The 4247-nt window shown below is 31.9% G+C and carries 2 protein-coding genes and 1 pseudogene; all 3 read right to left on the bottom strand.

Translation table 11 applies throughout. The features are described 5' to 3' along the window. Nucleotides 1-2181 (bottom strand): cache domain-containing protein (locus tag CI949_RS17545; RefSeq protein WP_290768743.1); only part of this gene is annotated, 2181 nt, incomplete at its 3' end. Between the two features lie 118 nt (nt 2182-2299). Beyond that, the gene (locus CI949_RS17540; RefSeq protein WP_290768741.1) at nt 2300-3628 is read right to left on the bottom strand and encodes a GGDEF domain-containing protein; all 1329 of its coding nucleotides are present in this window, start codon (nt 3626-3628) and stop codon (nt 2300-2302) included. A 354-nt stretch (nt 3629-3982) separates the two neighbouring features. Further along, nucleotides 3983-4247 (bottom strand): annotated as a pseudogene (locus tag CI949_RS17535) (methyl-accepting chemotaxis protein); the annotation flags it as partial.

Raw genomic sequence — 4247 nt, 5'->3', positions numbered from 1 at the left:
TATTGATGCTGTTAGTTCTTCTATTGATGAGGCCTGTTCTGTAGATCCTTGGGATAGTTCCTGGGCTCCATCGGATATTTGTCCTGCACCAGATGATACTTGGTCTGATGCATTGGCTATTTCTGCAAAGTTTTCATTTAGCTTGTCTATTATCAGATTTAGTGAGTCTTTTATCTTTACAAAGTCTCCTCTGTATTCTCTGTCTATTCCTACGTCCATGTTTCCTTTTGCCATTTCTTCTGTTATGTCTGCTATTTCGTTTACATAACTCTTGATGGTGCTGGTACTATCTTTAAGATTGTTGTTGATTTTTTTGAAATTTTCAGCAATTTGTTTTGTATCTTCATCTGCTTCTATTTTCTCAGGATTTATGTCTAGATTTCCTTTTGCTAATTCTCCCAAGTTATCTACTAATTTATCTACCTGTTCTTCCTGGAACTTACCCTGTTTTTCCGCAAGTCTCTGGGCATTCATAATATCAGTTTGGTCTGTTATTACTTCTAAGGCACCTATGATTTCACCTTTTTCATTTTTAAGTGGTGTCCCTGAATATTTAATGTCTAGATCCATTCCATTAGGATGAGCATCGGTTTCACTAGTTGCTTCCCTATTTTCCTTCATAGCTCTAAAACAAGCACAGTTATCTGTGTTACAGTCTCCTGTTTTAAAGTTTTCATAACATTTTTGCCCCATTAGTTCTTTTTGGGATTTATTAAGCAATTTTGCTCCTGCTTTATTCATGTAGTTAATATTGTAGTCATTATCAACTATCATAACTGGATTAGGTACACTGTCTAGATGTCCCACAAGTACTGCTATTACAGTATTAAAGCCCCCAACTATGTTTTTGTATTCTCCTTCAAACTTTTTAACATCGGCTCTCTTTTGCAATTGACCGTTTACTGCAGCTTGAATTATTTCCTGAGTCTCTTCTGACATATCTTTTATTGCTGATTTTGTCTTTTGTAGAGCAGGACTTATTTGATCATTTTTTCCTACAGACTCTATTTCTTCATCTAAGTTACCACTAGCGAAGCTGTCTAATTTTTTAATTAAATTTTCCTGAATGTTGTTTTGCATAGTGGCTACGGAACTTAGCATAACTCCTATCTCATCATTATTGTCTAAATATTTCACAGCTTCGGAATCTTTATTAAACCTAAAGTCGAACCCTTTAAGTTGTTCCATAATTTCCGTTACTGCTCCTACCGGTTTAGTTACCATCTTTATAATTAAATATAGCAGTAGTAGTATTAACACTCCAGCTATTGCTATGAAAGTAAGTATTGTATAAAGACTTGTTTTTGCCATCATAGCTGCTGTTTCACTTCTATCAGTTACAGCCTTAATATATCCTACAGTATCTCCCATATAGTCGGTATAAGGAAATAGGCTAATTAATGTATTTCCATCATCAGAAATCCATCTTGTACTACTTCCTGATGCTACTTCAGATAATACTTCTTCCGATGGCGTAAAATTATCTGTTGAAGCAGTCCCGGATGCAAAGGTATCATCTTCACTGTTTAAATAGTATATATAGTATTCTCCTGGAAAAGATTCCTTAATATTAGCAAGGAAACTCTCACCAAAGTCACTTCCATATTCAACAGAGCCGATGTGCCTATTTTCATAATACATAGGTACTACAACCCTAAAACCGTATCCTGCAACTCCCTCTTCTAACCCTTTTATAGTTTTTAAGTCTGCATTAGCTGAGTTTACAGTAAATCTAAAATCTTTTAAACTATCTCCAAATTTTTCAGGTTTATGCAACCTTAAAAAAGATGTAGAATCCGGTAAATGAAATTGAATTTGAGCTACATCTCCTTTTAATCTTTCATATACGGGAAGTAAAAGATCCGTTAATTCTCCCCTGTTTCTTTCTGAAAATAACTTTTGAATTTCTTCGTTTTCTGAAATCGTTAAAACAGACATTTCCGCACTGTTAAGTTGAGCTTCCATCTGATTTTCGATAGCACTTTCCATAAGTTCCATATTTTTCTTTTCTTCCATTTCAATAGTATTAGAAGTAGTCTGATTCATAATAAAATATAAAACTACAAAACCTATTACAACAATTATAGAAGTAATTCCGACAAATTTTCCTCCTAAGGAACCTCTTTTTCCTGATTTTTCTTTTTTCGAACTCTGTGATTTTTCTTTTTTCCTAAAATTCATAAAAAACCTCCTAAACTTGTATTTTATGTTAGTGATTACTAACTAAAATTCCTGTCGTATATGTTATCGGTTGATAACGTATAAAGTTTAGGAGGTTTTATGATATTTTTTTATCTATTTATATTTCTTTACATTCTCTTTTTTCTTTGTTTTTATATAAAGCCTTATCTGCCTTATATATAGTCTTATTTATATCATCATTTCCTTCTATTTTTGCAATCCCATAGGACATTAAAATATCAAAGGAAAATTCGTCTACTGATTGACATTTTTCCTTTATTCTATTTACAATAGATTCAACAATTTCTCTATCCTCATTATCCGTTATGATTATAAATTCATCTCCTCCGTATCTTATAAGGTAATCCTCATCTCTAATGGAGGACTTAACTATCTCTACAAATTTTACCAACACCTTATCTCCAGTCAAGTGTCCGAACTTATCATTTATTTTTTTAAAACAATCCAAATCTATTAGTATAAGATGTCCTTCAAATTCATTTAGATTTCTCTCAGACCAGTGATCTAAGAACATCCTAGAATATGCTCCTGTTAAAGAATCTGTCTTTGCGTGGTTTTCAAATTCATTTCTTTCTTCCAAAGCTCTGTCTAGAAGTCTTTTAGCATTGGAAATTATAAATTTATTTGATAAATATGCTAATACTCCTAATCCAATGAAAGCACCTAAAACATTATATATAATTATTTTTCTTAAATCTGCATATAAATCTTTAGTGGATATTTGGAAAAGAATATTTTTATCAGTACCTTCCAACCTATGATAATGATGAATAATATCATCTTTTACCAGGAGTTCTTCATCCTCTCTTAATATAATTTTCTTGTCATATTCACTCATTATCTCATCAGTAATAGAGGCATTTACATTAGTTAAGCTTATACTTTCTATTATATTATCCATATTGTAAAAAACTACATCATAACCTAAAATTTCATAGTTTTCATATATAGGAGAGTATACAATTACAGTGTGTCCACTATCTAATGAAAGTATTTCTAGATCTACTGACTTAGAATAATTACTTTTATCAACTAAATTTAAATTTAACTCTCCATGACTGGCTACTATCTTTTCTTCAACTAATCTAACTGCACCAGTAGAATTGTCTAAAGCTTCTACACCATCTGCATACAAATCTTTTGTATAGTTTCGCAGCTCTTCAAAATCAATCTCACCGTCATAGTATTCTACAATCTTCTTCCTTATCATTGTACGACTGGACATGCTTTCGGCGCCAGTTTTACAAGATTCTAAGTAGTTATCAATTGAAATTATTTTACTATCTGCAAGAGTTAAAAAAACTTCCTGTTTACTCTTCTTAAGTTCAGAATTTATAGGAAGATATATAGTAAAATATACGATAAAAATATTTAATATTAAAAATGAAAGTATAAATAACTTTGCTCTTTTTATGCTTTTATCCATTACCTTCTCCTTAGAGTTTCTAACCTTTCGTCATTGCTACTATTATATTATTATAAATAAAATATATCAATAATTGTTTGATTTGAGTTAATCTTTAAAATGCCTTGTTACTATTATCGGTGTAATATTTGAAATCTTAAGGATAAGACTTTTCGTTTCATTCGAAGTGACAGACTTTAAGATCCTTCGCAGGTGATTTTATACTGATAGACTCAGGATAGACAGAAAAGAGAGTCTTCGTCTAAAGCCTCTGGGTGACATTGCTTCTCATTCAGAACGCCAGTGAAGAATCTTAAAGCATAAAAAAGATGGTGATTTCTCACACCATCTTCTTTATATTTAGGGAGGTCTTTATTAGTATTTACCAAAATCCTCATCATCTAAATCAATGTTTATGTCTGAGTTATTTGTTGATTTAGGTAGGGATTTGATCTTTTTGTTAGTTATACTTGCCTTAGCCTTGTATACACTGTCTCTTAGTTTAAACTGAGCTACCATCTCTTTTAACATCTCAGCCTGAGATGCTAACTCTTCACTTGCTGCTGCACTTTCTTCTGCTGTTGCCGAGTTGTTTTGTACTACTTCTGATACCTGTTCTATTCCATCGTTTATCTGGGCT

The sequence above is a fragment of the Halanaerobium sp. genome (assembly GCF_003070835.1).
Note: the sequence above shows the minus strand (reverse complement) of the source record. Positions and strands in the feature narration are given on the sequence as shown.